Annotated in this window: 17 protein-coding genes; 5 read left to right on the top strand and 12 right to left on the bottom strand. The window is 45.5% G+C overall.

Annotation, left to right across the window (positions count from 1 at the left end; translation table 11 throughout):
• Positions 1 to 24: 24 nt before the first annotated feature.
• Positions 25 to 651 carry an outer membrane beta-barrel protein gene (locus tag D3H65_RS25645; protein WP_119053032.1) on the top strand — a complete coding sequence of 209 codons (627 nt, stop codon included), beginning with the start codon at positions 25 to 27 and terminating at the stop codon, positions 649 to 651.
• An 87-nt stretch (positions 652 to 738) separates the two neighbouring features.
• Here the strand turns inward: D3H65_RS25645 and D3H65_RS25640 are convergent, their stop codons facing one another.
• Positions 739 to 2,661: a lectin-like domain-containing protein gene (locus D3H65_RS25640; RefSeq protein ID WP_162915814.1), complete on the bottom strand. Its 1,923-nt coding sequence runs from the start codon at positions 2,659 to 2,661 to the stop codon at positions 739 to 741.
• A 224-nt stretch (positions 2,662 to 2,885) separates the two neighbouring features.
• Complete coding sequence (locus tag D3H65_RS25635) at positions 2,886 to 3,092, bottom strand: hypothetical protein (protein WP_119053030.1); 207 nt, start codon at positions 3,090 to 3,092, stop codon at positions 2,886 to 2,888.
• A 199-nt stretch (positions 3,093 to 3,291) separates the two neighbouring features.
• Between D3H65_RS25635 and D3H65_RS25630 the strand changes: the two genes are divergently transcribed.
• Positions 3,292 to 3,825: a TlpA family protein disulfide reductase gene (locus tag D3H65_RS25630; RefSeq protein ID WP_119053029.1), complete on the top strand. Its 534-nt coding sequence runs from the start codon at positions 3,292 to 3,294 to the stop codon at positions 3,823 to 3,825.
• A gap of 94 nt (positions 3,826 to 3,919) precedes the next feature.
• Here the strand turns inward: D3H65_RS25630 and D3H65_RS25625 are convergent, their stop codons facing one another.
• The 3 genes from D3H65_RS25625 to D3H65_RS25615 all read right to left on the bottom strand — a co-directional run bounded on the left by D3H65_RS25625 (position 3,920) and on the right by D3H65_RS25615 (position 7,062).
• The gene (locus D3H65_RS25625) at positions 3,920 to 5,206 is read right to left on the bottom strand and encodes a M20/M25/M40 family metallo-hydrolase (RefSeq protein ID WP_119053028.1); all 1,287 of its coding nucleotides are present in this window, start codon (positions 5,204 to 5,206) and stop codon (positions 3,920 to 3,922) included.
• Between the two features lie 67 nt (positions 5,207 to 5,273).
• A complete protein-coding gene (locus D3H65_RS25620; RefSeq protein WP_211345551.1) occupies positions 5,274 to 6,008 on the bottom strand; it encodes a LytR/AlgR family response regulator transcription factor in 735 nt (244 codons plus the stop codon).
• Between the two features lie 7 nt (positions 6,009 to 6,015).
• A complete protein-coding gene (locus tag D3H65_RS25615) occupies positions 6,016 to 7,062 on the bottom strand; it encodes a sensor histidine kinase (RefSeq protein WP_119053027.1) in 1,047 nt (348 codons plus the stop codon).
• A 285-nt stretch (positions 7,063 to 7,347) separates the two neighbouring features.
• Here D3H65_RS25615 and dxs point away from each other — a divergent pair, with 285 nt between their 5' ends.
• Positions 7,348 to 9,279 (top strand): 1-deoxy-D-xylulose-5-phosphate synthase, encoded by a 1,932-nt coding sequence (gene dxs, locus D3H65_RS25610; protein ID WP_119053026.1) that lies wholly within the window; start codon positions 7,348 to 7,350, stop codon positions 9,277 to 9,279.
• A gap of 157 nt (positions 9,280 to 9,436) precedes the next feature.
• A complete protein-coding gene (locus tag D3H65_RS25605; RefSeq protein ID WP_119053025.1) occupies positions 9,437 to 10,078 on the top strand; it encodes a murein L,D-transpeptidase catalytic domain-containing protein in 642 nt (213 codons plus the stop codon).
• A gap of 17 nt (positions 10,079 to 10,095) precedes the next feature.
• On the opposite strand, the gene D3H65_RS25600 is transcribed toward D3H65_RS25605, so the two are convergent.
• The 6 genes from D3H65_RS25600 to D3H65_RS25575 form a co-directional block, all read right to left on the bottom strand.
• Positions 10,096 to 11,013, bottom strand: a complete 918-nt coding sequence (locus D3H65_RS25600) for a segregation and condensation protein A (protein WP_119053024.1) — start codon at positions 11,011 to 11,013, stop codon at positions 10,096 to 10,098.
• 143 nt (positions 11,014 to 11,156) lie between these two features.
• Positions 11,157 to 12,200: a DUF3078 domain-containing protein gene (locus D3H65_RS25595; protein ID WP_119053023.1), complete on the bottom strand. Its 1,044-nt coding sequence runs from the start codon at positions 12,198 to 12,200 to the stop codon at positions 11,157 to 11,159.
• A gap of 70 nt (positions 12,201 to 12,270) precedes the next feature.
• Entirely contained in the window at positions 12,271 to 12,699 is a 429-nt protein-coding gene (gene mscL, locus D3H65_RS25590; RefSeq protein ID WP_119053022.1) for a large conductance mechanosensitive channel protein MscL, read from the bottom strand.
• A gap of 171 nt (positions 12,700 to 12,870) precedes the next feature.
• On the bottom strand, positions 12,871 to 13,632 hold the full coding sequence (locus D3H65_RS25585; protein WP_119053021.1) for a PPK2 family polyphosphate kinase: 762 nt from the start codon (positions 13,630 to 13,632) through the stop codon (positions 12,871 to 12,873).
• Between the two features lie 124 nt (positions 13,633 to 13,756).
• A complete protein-coding gene (frr, locus tag D3H65_RS25580) occupies positions 13,757 to 14,320 on the bottom strand; it encodes a ribosome recycling factor (protein WP_119053020.1) in 564 nt (187 codons plus the stop codon).
• A 140-nt stretch (positions 14,321 to 14,460) separates the two neighbouring features.
• Positions 14,461 to 15,585: an MraY family glycosyltransferase gene (locus D3H65_RS25575; RefSeq protein WP_119053019.1), complete on the bottom strand. Its 1,125-nt coding sequence runs from the start codon at positions 15,583 to 15,585 to the stop codon at positions 14,461 to 14,463.
• A gap of 229 nt (positions 15,586 to 15,814) precedes the next feature.
• On the opposite strand from D3H65_RS25575, the gene D3H65_RS25570 reads away from it, so the two are divergent.
• Complete coding sequence (locus D3H65_RS25570) at positions 15,815 to 16,651, top strand: transketolase (protein ID WP_119053018.1); 837 nt, start codon at positions 15,815 to 15,817, stop codon at positions 16,649 to 16,651.
• Between the two features lie 165 nt (positions 16,652 to 16,816).
• On the opposite strand, the gene D3H65_RS25565 is transcribed toward D3H65_RS25570, so the two are convergent.
• Positions 16,817 to 17,341, bottom strand: a complete 525-nt coding sequence (locus D3H65_RS25565; RefSeq protein ID WP_119053017.1) for a GNAT family N-acetyltransferase — start codon at positions 17,339 to 17,341, stop codon at positions 16,817 to 16,819.
• Positions 17,342 to 17,346 lie beyond the last annotated feature (5 nt).

Raw genomic sequence — 17,346 nt, 5'->3', positions numbered from 1 at the left:
TTTGTGAAACACTAAAACACTTTTATGAAAAGACAAACTTTACTTTTACTTGCCATTATTATTTCTTCTACAGCAACACTTACCGCCCAGGTACAAAAAGGCGATGTATTGTTAGGCGCTACGATGGGGGTATACTACGGTAATAGTAGCGGTAATAACAGTGGTTCCAGCTCAAACTCCAATCTTTCACCCCGCATAGGATTTGGCCTGGGGCATAACTCAGTTGTGGGTTTTCGCACAAATTTTGGATACCAGACCAGCAAATCTGAAACTTCTTCCAACAGGCTATCTGCCACCAGCATAGGCGGCGGATTATACTGGCGGCATTATATGCCTATAAAAAAACAGATCGGCTGGTATATTGAAGCCAACGGTGGCATTTCCTTCCGGAAGGAGGTGAACAAAAATGATGTTGGTGATAAAAATAAGGCGACTGCTACCGAATATAGTGTAGGTGCAATACCAGGTATTTATTACCAGCCTTTGCCCAAATTGCTGCTTACTGTAAATTTTGGTGGTGCAGGCTATTCATACACCAAAAACAAATACGAGGGCAACCCTACTAGCAGGTATTCAAACGTGTACTTTAACCTGATGAGCTCTTTTACGTTTGGCGTTGATTTTATCCTAGGCAAAAGAAATAGCGGCTAAATCTACAAAGGGCTTAAACTTTCTATAAAAATCAGTGTCTGATTCACGATATGCCTTTCTACTTATGTGCTTACCTCTGTTATCGCTTTACCGTACCAGCATAAATGCACCTTTTTGTTCGTGCAGCTGTCCGGCAAAGTCCTTACCACTTACCATCCAAACATAAGTACCTGTGGGTTGGGGCTGGCCCTTAATGGTGCCATCCCACCCATCTTTGGGATTGGTGGAGTTGTATACCACTTGTCCGTAGCGGTTAAAAATGCGGAAATAATATATATTGGTGATGCCTACGGCGGTCATCCGGAAGCGATCGTTCCGGTTATCGCCGTTGGGTGAAAAAACATTGGGCACATAGATGGCAGGCCCTTTGAATACCTTGATCCTGATCGTATCGGTGGTGGCGCACCCCATGGGGGTATAAGCGGTGAGGACGTAAGAAGTGCTTTTTTTGATCAGCGCGACCGGATTGGCGATGGCAGGATCACTTAATCCTTCGGGTGGTGACCAGCTGTACAGTACCCCACCCGAACCATTCAACGGCAGGGGATGATTGTCTGTAACCACGGTATCATTACCTGCAAAGGCATGAGTCTCATAGATCCTGATCGGCTTTTCGACCGTATCAGAATGACAGCCATTATCCGCCACAGCATAGAGTTTTACTGTATACTGACCCCCATTATTGTAGGTATGGTGAATACTGGCCGTGCTGTCGAGCGTTCCATCACCCGGTCTCCAATACCATTGTTGTATGGGAATAGCCTGGGTAAGATTGACGGCGGCAAGTAGAGCAGGTACCCGAAAACAGGTATCGGAGAAGCTCATGTCTACTGCGGGAGAGGGATACATGGAAAGCGGCCTTGTAATCGGGTCAGAGAGGCAGCCTTCCTTTGTTTTTACCTGCAAGGAAACCGAGTGCGGGCCATAGGTAAAAGGCTGCTGATAGCCAGGAGTGGCTTGAACAAGGGGTGGGCCATTGTCTACTTTCCATTCCCAGCTATTGATAGTCCCGTATTGTACTTTGGAAGAATCGGTGAATGGCACGATCTCTTCATCACAATAAGGTGGCGGCGGAGGTCCAAAATTGGCGACCGGTTTTGAGCCTACTGTAATTGTTGTTTTAAAAGTATCGGACAAACAACCATCATTCCCAAATATGTTCAGTTTCACCTGGTAAATACCAGGTGCAGCATACACATGCGGATCAGGTGTTTGTACTGAATCCCGGGTGCCATCGCCAAAATCCCAATACCACTTTAAAATAGTACCGAATGAAAGGGAATTATCATGGAACTGCAGGGACGTAGGAAAGCAAGTGAGTTGATTGGGCGGGAGTGAAAAACCAGGATTGAGGGAAGTACAAAAACGCTGGCGATTATAGGATCCGCCGGTACCAGCTGTAAATCCCCAATAAACAACAGGGTTATTATTAAATACCTGCGCTACCAGGTCAATGGTAGCCTGCACACGATCTATCCCGTCAATCTGTGCCGATATGGATTTGGTTACCGCATTCCAGATAATGCGAAGCGTATGCCATTGACCGTCTTCAATATTGTTGTTCCCTGAAAGGGCGCTTACCGGTCCGGCCAGGTTATTGGCAGAGGTATGGTTTACATCACCATCGCGGTTAATGGAAATATGATCAAAGGCAGGATCGTTCTGATTGGCGTTTTGCCAGGTATCAATAGGTATACCGATAGAAGGCGTTACACCACTAAATCCCATGCCTTCTCCTGTAGTGCCAATGCTGAGGCTAATATTTTGCAATACGAATACCATCCCATCGGCCCCATCCGCATCGCGGGTACCAAGGTTGATGTTGAATTTGTAATCGAAAGACTGTGTAAGATCGATCTTAATTTTATTCCAGACAGAGCCTGATTGCGTGCCCTGTTCATTGGTGAGCGTGTAACAGTTACAATTCTCCCGGAAAGCCGAACCATTGGGGAAATAATTGTCATTGGACTGCGCAGTTACTGCGCTACTGAACAGTAGCAATAGCAGCATATATAGCAGGCAATACCTCATGTGCGCAGCAACTTCCCAGTTAGATTAGTGTTAAATTATATTTATGCCCTTCTACAAAGAAAACACGGCCGGATCAGTAACGATCAGACCGTGTTTTTAATCAACAGCCGTTCTTTCAAACGGCTTTATGACGATAATACAGTAAAAGCTTTTATGCTATCGGTGGATACATCCGGCTCGGGGCTGAATAGCATCCGTAATAGTTATTCCCAGCCTTTTTTTGCCACACCAGCTGCAATAGCTGCCAGGGCTTTCTCTTCACCCAACAGGGTAGTGAGTTTATTACCCTTACCATCATTTCCTTGTGCCATATAAGCTCCCTTGGCGGTTTTAGTAATCACTGCATCCTGAATAGGTACTCCTTTCTCCTTTGTCTTTACATTGTATGCAGTCAATTGTACATCTGCCATAATAAATACTTTTAAGGTTAGTAAAATAAAGCTTATCCTTCAAAAATGTGACCGGATTGGCTTTAAATGATGAATAAATATACAGCTTTTTGTAATACAGCCCCGTTGGTATTGATTTTCAACCGGTTGTTCTTTACAAAAACTTACTTGCGGCTTCCCGGTGAAACACTTATTTTGACGCATCAATAACCCACACAATATGAAAAATCCCATCCTGTTCCTGCTGGCTATCACAGCCGCGCCCCTGTTGCAGGGGTATGCCCGTCCTTTTGCAGGAGATAGCCCGCCGGCCAACTCTTTCAGGGCCAACCCGGTCTTCACCACATTTAGTGACTCAACCAGTGATCGCTTTTTCGACAAGCTGATGAAACCCTACAAGGGCAAGGTAGTATATATTGATTTCTGGGCGCCCTGGTGCGGGCCTTGTATAGGTGAAATGCCTCATTCCAAAGCGCTGCAAAAAGAGCTCGCCGGCAAGGAGGTAGTATTCCTTTATATAGGCATCGGCTGCAGTAAGCAGTCATGGCAATCTACCATCAGGGAAGTGGGTATCGAAGGAGAACATTATTATGCCAACGAGAATGATGGCCAACTACTGGGTCAAAAATTCAATATCACGGGTATACCGCGTTATATACTGGTAGGCAAAGATGGGAAAGTGGCTGATATGGAAGCGCTCCGTCCCAGTCACAGGGCAAAGTTGGTAAAGAAGATCAATGGCATGCTTAAATAAGGCAATGTGTTAATTTGAAATATATAAATGTGAAAATGCCGCTATTCATAATTCCTGATGAATAGCGGCATTTCAAAATTCCCATATTATCAAATTATCTTTTCAATGCACTGGCCTCTACCCTGGAAGGAGTATCCTTTCCGGCCACAATGGAAGTGGAACTGAGGGCAATGGCTTTAATAATCTCTGTCATGTTCTTCAGGTCCAGCGTTTCAATTTCATCTTCCTGGGTATGGTAAGTTTTCTCACTATCCATTTTGGATGTTGAAATAGTATGCGCCGGCACGCCCAGCCTGGCCAGGGTAGCATTATCCGACCGGTAGAATAATTGTTGATCTGGGTAAGGATCAGGATAGAACTTGAAATTGGAGCCTTCGAGGTTCTTCTCCAATATCTTTCCCATATCGGTTTTTTCATAACCGGTAATGTAAGCTGAATTATTACCCCACTTGCTGTCAGTACCGATCATTTCAATATTGAACATGGCCATTACTTTATCCGGCTCAAACTGGCGGGAAAAATGTTGTGACCCAAAACCACCGGATTCTTCTGCTGTAAAGGCAGCAAACACGATGGTACGTTCATTGTTCTTTTGCTTAGCAAAATAATGCGCCAGCATAATAACCGCTGTGGTACCGGCAGCATCATCATTGGCGCCGTTGTAAATGGAATCACCTGCCGCATTGGGCCTGCCAATACCCAGGTGATCATAGTGACCGGAGAAGATCACATATTCTTCTTTCTTCTTGCCCTTACCAGGCAATATGCCCACTACATTATTCAATGGCATGGCTGTTACTTCCTGGTTGTACTCAATGCTGTATGTAGCAGGATCTTCGGTAGTAAGCAAACCTACGATACTGGAAGCAGGGGCAAACAAAGTAGAACGCCGTCTGAGGTTATTGAACAGGTTCCTGGCACTTGTATCAACTACCAGCAGGTAATTACCCGGGGTGCTGGAAAGCCGCATATATACCGGGTAAAGGCTGTCCTTGGATACTTGTACCTTTTGGTATTGGGCCGATTCCGTTATAGTCAGTACAGGCTTGTCGCTTAAGGCGAGAATATCCCGTTCTTCCACCGCCTTGCCATTCAATGTACCTTTTGCGGAAACAAACTTGATCCGCAGCATATTAAAAGACTGTAGGTAGGAATTCTTATCAACCGGCTTCAGTCCGGCTTTCTTAAACTCATCGGCAATAAAAGCAGCCGCTTTATCGATACCTGGGGTAAATGGTTTACGCCCCTGCATATCATCAGCCGAAAGCACACGTTCCACACGTTCTACTTCCGTAACATTAATAATCTTGTCGATGGATTGGGAAAAGCCGGTTGTACCGATTGTAAATACGGTAATAAAAATGGTAAGTTTCTTCATCATGTAGTGGTGTAATAGGTTTAAGGTTGCGCGGAGCAATGCTAAATGTTATATCCCTAATCGGGAATCGCTAAAGGCTCATCATTTCTTTGAACTTCACCGTTTGACGACGGCTCACTTCAATTTTCTCGCCTCCCTTCAATTCCAGCAGCAAACCGCCATTGAAATAAGGTTCAATTTTATCAATCAACCGGAGATTGACAATATGCTTGCGGTTGGCCCGGAAAAAAGTTTTCTCATCCAGCCTTTCTTCCAGGGCATTGAGCGATTTTAAGATGAGGGGCTTATTGGGCCCGAAATATACCTTAGCGTAATTGCCCACACTTTCAAACAAACGGATATCCGACAGTTTCACAAACCAGCAACGCTCACCATCCTTTACAAACACCTGGTCATTTTCACTGAGTATGGAACGATTCACGTTGAGCGGCAAAGGATTCGTCTCTCCCCGCTCATCCTGCATATGCAGTTTTTGGATGGCATCTGCCAGCCTCTTGGGCTCTACCGGCTTCAGCAGGTAGTCGAGTGCATTGACCTCAAAAGCTTTGAGGGCATATTCATCATACGCCGTAGTGAAGATCACATTGGGAGTCCTGTCCAGTTCGGACAGCATATCAAAACCTGTTTTACCAGGCATTTGAATATCAAGGAATACGAGGTCGGGATTGATATGTTCTATCTTTTCAATACCTTCTCCTGCATTGGCTGCTTCTGCCACCACTTCAATTTCAGGAAATTCCATCAACAGCTTCTTCAGTTCATTCCTGGCAAGCCTTTCATCATCAATAATAATCGCTTTGATCATACGTCCATTATTTTATTTCAACAGGAATTAAGATCCTTGCTTCTACCAATCCCGCATCTACCTGTTTGATTTCAAAGTTAGCTTTTTCACCAAATAATAACTGCAGCCTGTTTTTAGTACTGGAGAGCCCAAATCCATCGCCATTCAAATGCCCCCCATTCAGAGAGCCTGAATTCAATACAATAAGCTCATGGAAGTCATTCCTGAAATCGGAAACTACTTTTACAATACCGCCGCTGATCTGCTTGCCGATGCCATGTTTGATGGCATTTTCTACCAGGGTTTGTAACATCATGGGAGGCACAGGCTGGTCGAGCGTATCTTCATCTATCTGGTACTCAATACGAAGGCGGTCTTCAAAACGTATGTATTCCAGCGCGAGGTAATCTTTTACAATGTTAAGCTCTTTCTCAAATGGAACCGTTTCCAGTTTCTCGGCCTGCATGCTGCTGCGCAGGATATTACTTAATTCGGTAATGGCATTCCTGGCGCGATTGGGATTTTCATCGATCAGTGCCCGTATGCTATTGAGCGCGTTAAAAATAAAATGCGGATTGATATGGGACTTGATGGTCTTTAGTTCCAGCTCTTTTACCAGCGATTCGAGCTTTAAGGTATCTACCTGCTGACGACGGCTTTTTTCAATGTAATGGTAGAAATAATACAGCAGGATCCAGGGGATCATGAAAATACCAATGTTCAGCACGTTGGCAAACAGGCGGGTGGAGAAATCGAGCTTATTCTTGTTCTCGAATTTGAATGCTTCATAAGCTCCCAATACCAGCAAGCCATAAAGAATACTGGTAATGATCACAGCGGCGGCCAACCGGGTTACCATCTTTTCAATGGGCAGTAGCAACCAATTGGTACGTTTAAGAAACTCCCGCAAAATATGGGTGCTTACAATACCCGATACAATGTAGATGAGTATCCGGTAGAGATATGCGTTGGATATTTCCTCTTTGAATGTAAAAGCATAGAACAACATGGAAAGCCCTACCAGGCCCCAGCCACCTATCTGGCAAAGCCAGTAATATGAATTTCTTTTCGCCATCTCAGAATTTGGGTCTAAGCAAAACTATACATTTGGGTAGCCCTCCTACCGTATTTTGGATATATGGCTTAAAAGCCGGGCTATCGGCATGCGAATACCACCCTTTTTGCGGCTCAATGTACATCATTCTATTAAAAATCAATCGAATATATCAAATTGCAGCCTATATTCCAATCCTGTATAAAATAGCCGGCGCCATCGAAATGGGCTATCCGGCCAGGGAAAGCCGGATTCCCTGAATTTCAAGCGATAAAGTAGTATTTTTGGGGCATAAATTTTCTCCCGATGGAAATTGCTCCCGGCCCCTTACTCAAAATGATCGAATCACCGGCAGATGTAAAGCAGCTCAGCAGAGAACAGCTGCATCAACTGTGTGATGAATTACGTCAGTATATCATTGACGTAGTAAGCGTTCACGGTGGCCACTTTGGCGCCAGTTTAGGCGTAGTAGAACTTTCTGTAGCCCTGCATTATATCTACAATACCCCTTATGATCAGCTCGTATGGGATGTAGGCCACCAGGCTTATGGCCATAAAATATTGACCGGCCGCAAAGACAATTTCAGTTCCAACAGGAAATACAACGGCCTGAGCGGTTTTCCCAAACGCAGTGAAAGTGAATACGACACTTTTGGCGTAGGGCATTCTTCTACTTCTATTTCTGCGGCACTGGGTATGGCCATAGCTGCCAGGCACAAGGGCGAGAACCGTAAGTCGGTAGCCGTTATTGGCGACGGTTCCATGACAGCCGGTATGGCCTTTGAAGCGATGAACCATGCCGGGGTAACCGATGCCGATATGCTCATTATCCTGAATGATAACAACATGAGCATCGACCCCAATGTGGGCGCTCTCCGGGAATACCTCACGGACATCTCCACCTCACATACTTACAACCGCCTGAAAGATGATATCTGGAAGGCGCTGGGCAAATTACCGGTAGGTAAGAAATTCACCCGTGATATGGCCAGTAAGCTGGAGCACAGTGTGAAAGGATTTGTCAACAAAAGCAGCAACCTGTTTGAGGCATTGAAGCTGCGTTATTTTGGTCCTATTGACGGACACAATATCACCAAGCTGGTAGATACCCTGCAAGACCTGAAGAAGATTCCCGGCCCCAAAATATTACATATCATAACCGTGAAGGGCAAGGGTTATTCACTGGCCGAAAAAGACCAAACCAAATGGCATGCGCCCGGCCTGTTTGACAAGATCACCGGCGAGATCTATAAAAAGACCTTTGAAACCAAACAGCCCCCCAAATACCAGGATGTATTTGGACATACTATTATAGAACTGGCAGAAAAGAACAAAAACATATTCGGTATTACACCAGCCATGCCTTCCGGCTCTTCCCTCAAATTCATGATGGAGCAGATGCCGGATCGCGCAATTGATGTAGGCATTTGCGAACAACACGCTGTAACACTGAGTGCCGGTATGGCAACACAGGGATTGAAGGTATTTTGCAATATCTACTCCTCCTTTATGCAACGAGCGTATGACCAGGTGGTACATGATGTAGCCATACAAAAGCTGCCGGTGATCTTCTGCCTGGACCGTGCAGGACTGGTAGGAGAAGACGGGCCCACTCACCATGGGGCCTATGATATTCCTTATTTCCGTTGCATTCCTCATATGGTGATCAGCGCACCGATGAATGAAAGCGAATTGCGTAACCTGATGTATACTGCTCAGTTGGAGACCAACAATCATCCTTTTGTGATCCGCTATCCACGTGGAGAAGGTGTAATGCCCGATTGGAAAACACCCTTTGAAGAGATCACCATCGGTAAGGGCAGAAAGCTGAAAGACGGGGACGATATCGCCATTCTTACCCTTGGCCATCCTGGTAATTTTGCGACCACCGCCATCCGTGAGCTGAAGACAGAGGGCCTGAACCCGGCGCATTATGATATGCGCTTTGCCAAACCGCTGGACGAAGCCCTTTTACACGAAGTATTCAAAAAATATGCTAAAGTGCTCACCGTTGAAGATGGCACTATCGTGGGAGGCATGGGCAGTGCAGTATTGGAATTCATGGCTCAACACAACTACCATGCTACTGTGAAAATGCTGGGTATCCCCGATCGTTTGGTAGAGCATGGCTCCCTCAAAGAATTGCACCGTGAGTGTGGCTATGATGCAGCCGGCATTGCACAAACAGTGCGGGAAATGATGAAAGATAAGGTGACGGTAGGTACGTTATTGCAATGATAACTACAAGCGTAGACTAATTATATTACCGGCCCCGGTTCAGTACCATGAATCGGGGCCGGTTCCTTTTCAGGAATCTTTAACAGCAATTTCTAACCAGTCTTTTATGGAGAGGCGTTAGTATGGCATCTGATCCTTTGCCATAACCCCATTTATCATGAAACGTTTCCTGCTGGTGGCCCTGGCCACGATCCTTTTGTTTGTACTGGCCAGTGCTGCCTGGTATTATTCCAAAATGAAACCTGTTTATAAAACAGTCAACCGCGATGTGGCCGCTACGCTGCACAAGAAGCTGCTGCTCAAATTGTCTTCCCGGGCAGCCCAGGCCAGAGCGTATGCTATCAGGAATAAATGCAATGCCGATGTATGTTTCCTCATCGACATGAGCATTGAGTCGGGGAAAAACAGGCTATTCGTATATGATCTGAAAAAGGATGCTATCACAAGTGGAGGATTGGTAACCCACGGACGGTGCAATGAGGAATGGCTCAATGGCCGCCGCTATGGCAATGAAGTGGGTTGCGGCTGTACATCGCTGGGCAGGTACAAAGTGGGCGCTTCTTACAAGGGCCGGTTTGGACTGGCTTATAAGTTACACGGTCAGGACTCCACCAACAGCAATGCCTTCAAAAGGTTTGTGGTATTGCATTCCCACGAATGTGTACCGGCAGCAGAGGTGGATCCTTACCCTATTTGCCAGAGTGATGGCTGCCCAACTGTAGCTCCCGATTTCTTAAAAAAACTGGCCGCAACGATCGATGGATCACCGCGGCCAATACTGTTATGGATCTTCAATTAATAATGTAAAAGGAATATTTACTCCGTTTCGTCTGCGGAAGGCTCATCGGCAGCCGGTTCGTCAGCAGGTGGCTCTTCATCAGAACCTTCGTCTGTAACGGGGCCATTTCCAAACAATCCGCCAATAGGCGTTTCGCCTGCCGAAGGTTCCTTGCCTAGTGTCATCATATCAAAAATGGGATCTTCTTCGCGGTGTTCGTTGAATTCGAGAATGAAGTTATTGCGGCCTTCCCCTACCATGAGGGTCATGTACTTCATTTGTACCAGCTCGAGCATGGAAAGAAAAAGGAAAATAGCATGGATACGGTCCTGGCAGATGTCGAAAATCTTTTCAAAAGACATCACCTTTTCCCGCTTCACCGAACTAAGCATATATTCCCGGCTTTCGTCCATGGTGTAATTATAACGCACCACGGTATGAACCGGCTTGAGGTTGCGCTGTTCCAGGCGCTTGATTACCTTTTCAAACGTCTTCATCAATTTGAAAAGGGTAATAGTCTGTATTTCAGTGCCTTCACCGGTTTCCTCACCAATAGAAGACAAGTCTTTCTGCAGGTTACCACGCCTTACCATTAGCATCCGGATAGCTTCCATTTCGGCCATTCTCGCCGAAGCCTCCTTAAAGCGTTTGTATTCCAGGATCTTGTCAATCAATTCCTGCCGTGGATCGATCTCATTCCCCTGCGCATCTATTTCCTTGCGCGGTAACAACATTTTGGCCTTGATGCGCATGAGGGTAGATACAAACAGGATAAATTCACTGGACAGCTCAATATTCAATCCATCCTCGCCATGGATATAATCCATGAAGTCCTTGATGATCTTGGTAATAGGTATATTATAAATATCCAGTTCGTCCCGCTCAATAAAGAATAACAGGAGGTCAAAAGGCCCTTCAAACTGTGGCAACTTAATCTGGTAACTGGATTGATTCACTGGGTATATTTTAAAAATACAAGTCCGGAAGACGGGGAGACCGAAAGTCCGTAAGAAGTACACCCTTGTAGCTTCTTACGGACTTTCCGACTTTCGGTCTTTCTGACCTATTCTGCGAACGACAAATGTAAGCAAATCCCTGATTAGAATTTAGCAGAAAAACCCACAGCCAATAATGACCTTAACTGGACCCCGGCAGCATTTTCATTGGGGCCAAACTGACGCACATCATCGTCATATATAAGATCAAAATTATAAGTAACGTTCAGGTACTTATTCACTTTCATCACAATGGCGTTGGTCCAGAACACATCCACATTCTGAGGTTTGGCACTCACCTCAGTTATCTGCAACTGATCGGGGCCTGTGGGGGTAAACCGGTATGTTTTGAGGTAATTGGAATACAGGTCGAGACGGCTTTTAAAGGAAACGTTTCTCAGTATTTCCTTATTAAAGTTGATGGAAGCGTAGGCGCCGGCCTCCACTTTTACTTCACGTGCCGGATCTACCCCATAAAAGGTAGAAAGCGGAGCTTCAAAGCCACCGCCATCCGGTCCGGGATCACCGGCAGGATAATAGTAGCTCTTGGGCTCATTGGTAACAAATACCCAACGGGCAGAAATGGGAGAAAGAAAAACACTGAAATAGTCGGTAGGATGCCAGTCGAGACCCGGCGCTACTACCAGGTAAGCGGGAGCAAAGAAACCGGAAATCCTGCGTTTGTATCCTTTGCCCCGGTAATCATAATCAAACCCGTCGGTAAACTGGCTCCTGAAGTTGACCACACCAGCTACACTCAGACTTTTGGACAGTTCATAACCAGCTTTGCTGTACAGGTCGATCTTATCATCGGTCTTCCGTACACCCTGTGAAGTGGTATTGACCATAGCGTATCCCAGATCGAGGTTATTATTCCAATAGAATTTTCCGGCTTTCTTATTTGCATAAACACTGAGATAGGCAGCAGTAGTAAAAGAGAACTTTTCGGCACCAGCTGCCCAGTTCTTGCTACCGCCCTGGCCTACGTTAAGTGTGAACAAGCCACCTTTTTTCCAGCCTGAATGATGAGATGTATCATTTACCAGCGTTTTATCCGACTGCGATTTCATATCTTTTACGCCTGCGTCCTGTCCCCAGGTGATCAGGCAGGACACACTGAATACCGTGAGTAAAAGCAATTTTCTCATATTATATGGTAGTTTGGTTTGGAATAAGGCTATTTTGAAGATACTCAAAATGCCCGGGATAAACGCGCATTTAACCCTTTTTCTTTAACTCGTCGCGTATCTCTGCCAGTAACTGTTCGGTTGCAGTAGGGGGTGTGGGAGCAGCAGGTACAGCTTCCTGTTTACGCTTCATGGAATTGATCGCTTTAACCATGAGGAAAATAACAATGGCCAATAAAAAGAAGTTAATAGCAACAGTAATGAAATTACCATAAGCAAACACAGGTCCCAACTTCTGTGCTTCAGCCAAAGCAAGGTTAGTGGGTATTCCCGCTTTCAACGGCAGGTAGGCATTACTGAAATCAGGCGCCCCTACAACCGCCGCCACCAATGGCATCACCAGATCCTTGATCACTGAATCGATGATCTTTCCAAAAGCCCCGCCAATGATCACGCCCACAGCCAGATCAATAACATTTCCTTTAATTGCAAACTCTTTGAACTCTTTGATAAATCCCATGTCAGTTGTTTTTAACGGTTAGGAAATAAAAACTATAGCAAATTAAATAATATATAATAAATCACAATGGCAATTACTTATCCATGACAAAATTAATCCGTCGGTCTAATGCATAGCCATCCCGGCAATGCCTGCAAACAGGTATGCCTGTACGTTGGCGGGATACATCAGTTAATATCCCTGGTTGCTTTTCTTCAACCCGGGAAATTTCATGTCCAGTTTCTTTAATGTAGCTAAGAGTGTAGAGGCTATAATATATTCTTTGTACCAGTTTTGATCGGCTGGTACAATCGTCCAGGGGATATCATTACAATATTCAAAACAATCTTCGTAGGCGCTCCGGTATTCTTTCAGCAGCTTCGCTTCTGCAAAGTCATTTTCATTGTACTTCCATTGCTTGGTACGGTCCTTAATGCGCTCCTGCAGCCGCTCCTGCTGCTCTTCGGGCGACACATGCAGGTAAAATTTCAGTATCTGCGTATTGTTGTGCTCCTCCAACAACTTTTCAAAATCATTGATCGCCTTCATGCGCTTTTTCGCCATGTCATCATCGATCCATTTATGTACCCGCGTAATCAGTATATCCTCGTATTGTGAGCGGTTGAATACCTGTACCATACCTTTGGCAGGCGCTGCTTCATGTACACGCCACAGAAAATCGTGGCTCAACTCCGCAGCTGTGGGCGTTTTGAATGATTTTACCGTAATACCCTGTGGGTTCATGGAGGTGAATACATTGCGGATCACACCATCCTTGCCACTGGCATCAGGTCCCTGTAAAATAACCAGTATGGCATATTTCGACTCCGCATAGAGCAGGTTTTGCAGCTCATCCAGCTGGCCCAGGATCTCCTGTGTTTTTGCTTTCGTGGTTTCCTTGTCAAAGTCTTTCGGCGCCCTTGTGGAGATATCTGCCAGTCTGATCCTGCCCATAGGTTAATGTTTGAGACAATTAAGGTATTATATTTTATGTTCATAAAAAAGCCGGTATGCCCATAAAAAAAGCCATCCCGCTAAAAGTGGGGATGGCTGGTATATTTTCTGAATAGTAAAAAAACTATACAGTCATGATCTCTTTTTCTTTAGCCGAAAGATGTTTGTCGACCAGTAAAATGTATTTGTCGGTCATTTCCTGGATATTCTTTTCAGCGTCCTTGGCCACATCTTCGCTCAGGCCATTTTTTTGCAGTTTCCTTACTTGTTCAATAGCATCACGGCGAATGTTGCGGATGGAAACTTTAGAATGTTCTCCCTCACCTTGCGCCGTTTTTACCAGCTGCTTGCGGCGTTCTTCCGTTAAAGGCGGCATGAACAGGCGAATGATGTTGCCATCATTCTGGGGAGTGATGCCAATATTGGAGTTGATGATAGCTCGCTCGATAGGCTGCAGCATATTCTTTTCCCAGGGCTGTATATTCAGGGTACGCGCATCGGCTACCGTTACGTTACCGATCTGGTTGATGGGGGTAGGCGTTCCATAATAATCTACTACGATACCATCTACAATATTGGGGTTGGCTTTGCCGGCCCTTACCTTGATCAATTCTGTTTCCAGGTGGCTGATGGCCTTATCCATGGACTCCAGCGCAGTTTCTTCAATTATATTTAACTCGTCTGACATAATGTATGAATATTGATGCGCTGCAAATGTAGGAAGAATACAGAATTTAGAATCCAGGATTCAGAATATAGAATAAACAATCCAACATGAGCCACCCGTTGCCACTTCAAGACTCACGACTACGGCTCAAGACGCTCAACTCAGTTCTTCTGTTCTAAAATGGTATCCTTAGTAAGTGGTACGATCCTGGAGTTCTTGTTTTCCGACTCCACCGTACGGGCTACAAACAAACGGGGCCTGGGGCGCGTATAGTATAACGCAGCGATGCCGCTGAAAAAGATCAGCACAATGGCCAGTATAATCCAGGTGCAACCGGAGTTGCGCAGGGCATAGGAAACCACAATCGCCAGCAGGTTGATGGTCACCAGCATTAAGGTGATGCTACGGTGTGAAAGACCTTTATCCAGTAATAAGTGGTGTACGTGGTTGCGATCCGGGCTAAAAGGAGACCGGCGGTTCACAATACGGATAGAAAATACCCGTAATGTATCCAGCAAGGGGATCATCAGGATGGCAAAACCAATGGCCGGCGAAGCCAAAATGGGGTAGGGAACATTCACTGCATTGGCTACTTCGATGAATTTGACCACCAATATAGAGTTAATAAGTCCGATGAGCAGCGACCCCGTATCGCCCATGAATATCTTAGCCGGATGGAAGTTAAAGATCAGGAAAGCCGCCAGGCTGCCAGCCAATGCAAAAGCCAGGATAGAGTAGGCAGGCATATTGACTTGCAGAAAATAAAACCCAAAAACAATGGAAGCCATCAGGCCAAGGCTGCCAGCCAACCCATCGATCCCATCAATAAGGTTGAAAGAATTGATGATCACAATGATGGTAAAGTACGTGAGTAACAGGCTGAAAGACTCAGGCAATTCATGAATGCCCATAAAGCCATGCATGCTCCTGATCTGGATATTTCCTTTATAAATGATCAGAAACGCCGCCAATACCTGACCTATGAATTTCTTAATAGGCGATATGACCAGTATGTCATCTTTCAACCCAAGGAAGAAGATCACAAAACAGGCCGCCAGGAAATACTGAAATTCAGGGGAGGCATGAAACTGGATAGCAATGAGGCATGCCATCACGAAACCTGCAAAAATACCCAGACCACCAAGCGAAGGAATAGGATTCTGGTGAATCTTCCGCTCGTTAGGCAAATCGAAAAGTTTTTTTCTTTCCGCTACGGTAATAATTACCGGAATAGCCAAAAATGTGATCGTAAAAGAAATAGCTATTGATAGTAATACATCAAACATTAGCCTGGTTTTGGTGACCAAATTTATCTACGTGCTGCTAATCAGGGCCGTTGGGGCAAATTTGGTGCCGGCAGCAAAACTACGGCCTATTTCTCAAATAACAACTTATGTTATAGCTACTTTATTGTAAATAAGAAAGTTTGAGACACAAAAACAATAAAAAATTTAGTCCCATTAATGGGCCAAATACAAATTCCTGTAGTTTTGCTTCCACATTTAAAGACAGCTTATGCCCCCATTAAAAGACATTGCTACGCAGATAAGACGGGATATCGTTAGGATGGTACACGGCGCTGCCAGCGGTCACCCCGGCGGTTCCCTGGGATGCACAGATTACTTTACAGCCCTCTACTTTAAAGTAATGAAGCACAACCCACAATTCAATATGGACGCCACGAATGAAGATGTTTTCTTCTTGTCCAATGGCCATATTTCCCCTGTTTTTTATTCCACTTTAGCCAGGTCTGGCTATTTTGATATTAAAGAACTGGCTACTTTCCGCAAGCTCAACTCAAGGCTACAGGGCCACCCTGCTACCCATGAGCACTTGCCCGGCATCCGCGTTGCCAGTGGCTCCCTGGGCCAGGGCATGAGCGTAGCCATCGGCGCTGCCCTCACTAAAAAACTGAATGGCGAAAATACAGTTGTGTATTCCCTACACGGTGATGGTGAACTGGATGAAGGCCAGAACTGGGAAGCCATGATGTTTGCTGCTCACCACAAAGTAGACAACCTCATCTCCACAGTAGATTGGAATGGTCAGCAAATTGACGGACCTACCAAAAAAGTAATGAACCTGCTCGACCTGGGCGCCAAGTTTGACGCTTTTGGCTGGGAAGTCATCCGCCTGGAAAAAGGCAACGATGTGGAAGAAGTAGCAGCAACCCTCGAAAAAGCCAAATCCTTTGTAGGCAAAGGCAAGCCCATCGTTATCCTCATGGTGACTGTTATGGGCAAGGGTGTTGACTTCATGGAAGGCTCTCACGAGTGGCATGGTATCTCTCCCAATGATGAGCAACTGGCCAAGGCATTAGCTCAGTTACCAGAAACCCTGGGAGATTATTAATGTGAGTTGTGAATAGTCAGTGGTGAGTACAGTTAGAAATATCACCAGAACTAATTGAAAACAACAATTAGTAAGGAGTCCAAATAATAAATCCGGAATCTGGGGCTTAACACCCTTATTCCGGATTTTATTTTTCTCTGAAAGCTTTATTCAGCCTTCTGTATTCTACTTGTATTTCGGATTGAACCAGGCCATGGGAATATCTGCTTCAAAACCGCCGCCATCGCTGGCAATCCTTTTCTCAAACCTGCCTTCTTTTATAAAACCAAGCAACTCGTAGAACTTCAGCGCCCTTTCATTGCTTTCTTTGGCCACCAATTCCACCCGAAGGATACCCGGATGATGGTCCTCCACTTCTTTTAACAGGGCCTGGAAAATGTTACGGCCAATGCCATACTGTTGAAAAGCGGGATGCACCACAATTGTCAGGTCACTCAGTACATGGCTGAAAACAGCAGGTTCCATACGCGCAGTATGCACCTCCGCCACCAGTTCCCCGCTCACCGATTGCTGCGCAACCAGGATGATGCCCTGATCCAGGCTTTTCCGTATAAAAGAGCGGATATATTGATCCGTCACTTCGGCTGTTCTCCGGGCAATCCCACTCCCCTGCAGCGTCACTGCATGGTACAAAGCACGGATCGCTTCCAGGTCATCGAGTGTGGCATAACGTATCTCAATGGGCTGCATATGAT

The organism is Paraflavitalea soli (assembly GCF_003555545.1).
Classification (GTDB): Bacteria; Bacteroidota; Bacteroidia; order Chitinophagales; family Chitinophagaceae; genus Paraflavitalea; species Paraflavitalea soli.
The sequence above is the reverse complement of the archived record's forward strand: the minus strand, read 5'-3'. Positions and strand labels throughout refer to the sequence as shown.

What these genes read in the sequence shown, in the direction of transcription:
- D3H65_RS25645 (WP_119053032.1), top strand. Translation starts at nt 25, where the DNA reads ATGAAAAGACAAACTTTACTTTTACTTGCCATTATTATTTCTTCTACA.
- D3H65_RS25640 (WP_162915814.1), bottom strand. Translation starts at nt 2,661, where the DNA reads ATGCTGCTATTGCTACTGTTCAGTAGCGCAGTAACTGCGCAGTCCAAT.
- D3H65_RS25635 (WP_119053030.1), bottom strand. Translation starts at nt 3,092, where the DNA reads ATGGCAGATGTACAATTGACTGCATACAATGTAAAGACAAAGGAGAAA.
- D3H65_RS25630 (WP_119053029.1), top strand. Translation starts at nt 3,292, where the DNA reads ATGAAAAATCCCATCCTGTTCCTGCTGGCTATCACAGCCGCGCCCCTG.
- D3H65_RS25625 (WP_119053028.1), bottom strand. Translation starts at nt 5,206, where the DNA reads ATGATGAAGAAACTTACCATTTTTATTACCGTATTTACAATCGGTACA.
- D3H65_RS25620 (WP_211345551.1), bottom strand. Translation starts at nt 6,008, where the DNA reads ATGATCAAAGCGATTATTATTGATGATGAAAGGCTTGCCAGGAATGAA.
- D3H65_RS25615 (WP_119053027.1), bottom strand. Translation starts at nt 7,062, where the DNA reads ATGGCGAAAAGAAATTCATATTACTGGCTTTGCCAGATAGGTGGCTGG.
- dxs (WP_119053026.1), top strand. Translation starts at nt 7,348, where the DNA reads ATGGAAATTGCTCCCGGCCCCTTACTCAAAATGATCGAATCACCGGCA.
- D3H65_RS25605 (WP_119053025.1), top strand. Translation starts at nt 9,437, where the DNA reads ATGAAACGTTTCCTGCTGGTGGCCCTGGCCACGATCCTTTTGTTTGTA.
- D3H65_RS25595 (WP_119053023.1), bottom strand. Translation starts at nt 12,200, where the DNA reads ATGAGAAAATTGCTTTTACTCACGGTATTCAGTGTGTCCTGCCTGATC.
- mscL (WP_119053022.1), bottom strand. Translation starts at nt 12,699, where the DNA reads ATGGGATTTATCAAAGAGTTCAAAGAGTTTGCAATTAAAGGAAATGTT.
- D3H65_RS25585 (WP_119053021.1), bottom strand. Translation starts at nt 13,632, where the DNA reads ATGGGCAGGATCAGACTGGCAGATATCTCCACAAGGGCGCCGAAAGAC.
- frr (WP_119053020.1), bottom strand. Translation starts at nt 14,320, where the DNA reads ATGTCAGACGAGTTAAATATAATTGAAGAAACTGCGCTGGAGTCCATG.
- D3H65_RS25575 (WP_119053019.1), bottom strand. Translation starts at nt 15,585, where the DNA reads ATGTTTGATGTATTACTATCAATAGCTATTTCTTTTACGATCACATTT.
- D3H65_RS25570 (WP_119053018.1), top strand. Translation starts at nt 15,815, where the DNA reads ATGCCCCCATTAAAAGACATTGCTACGCAGATAAGACGGGATATCGTT.
- D3H65_RS25565 (WP_119053017.1), bottom strand. Translation starts at nt 17,341, where the DNA reads ATGCAGCCCATTGAGATACGTTATGCCACACTCGATGACCTGGAAGCG.